We start from the raw sequence: 646 nt of genomic DNA on the forward strand, positions 1-646 counted from the left end.
TCTAATTCTCATATCTATTCTTCAACTGATTCATGGGAGGATTTTTTAATTAAGACTATTAAAGCTGTTAATAATAGACAAGAAGTATATATTGAGACAAGTAACTTACTTTCACACCAAATACTTATTTATCCATTAAATGCAGAACTCATTAAATTTAAACCAAGTAAGTATATGTTACCAATGCCAAATGAACAAATTGATAAAGATTCAACTGATATTGCGCATTCATATCTTGATTTTGTACTAGGTGGTTTACTTGCAACACAAAATACTATTTTAAGAGTTGATATCAAACAAAGTTAACTTAGGGTATTTGAATGTCTGGTGATAATTTGAATGCGTTTTACACAAAGCTAATTACTGCACTCGGAGTCTCAAATACTGATTTTAGTTTTCAATCATTTACATGCGAGATTGAGCTTGTCGAAGGCATTCTCGAGTCTTCTAGCATTAATTACTTGAATTTAAGTCAACAACAGATATTTTTACTTTTCTATTATTATTTGGGATGCAAACTTTCTCGTAAAGGAATAATACGAGAAATAAGTATTGATCGAATAAAAAAAGAAAAATTCAATGAGCTTGAAATTGATTATTATCAACAAGAAAATAACGAAAGTTGTGAATCTCAAGATTATTGTGG

The 646-nt window shown here is 28.8% G+C and carries 1 protein-coding gene and 1 pseudogene; both read left to right on the forward strand.

What is annotated here, in order from left to right; translation table 11 throughout:
- Window positions 1–306, forward strand: a pseudogene (locus U881_RS11085) (hypothetical protein); the annotation flags it as partial.
- 14 nt (window positions 307–320) lie between these two features.
- A partial coding sequence (locus tag U881_RS0107225; RefSeq protein ID WP_024653803.1) for a DUF3890 domain-containing protein occupies window positions 321–646 on the forward strand: 326 nt, incomplete at its 3' end.

It is taken from the genome of Borrelia persica No12, assembly GCF_000500045.1.
Lineage (GTDB): Bacteria > Spirochaetota > Spirochaetia > Borreliales > Borreliaceae > Borrelia > Borrelia persica.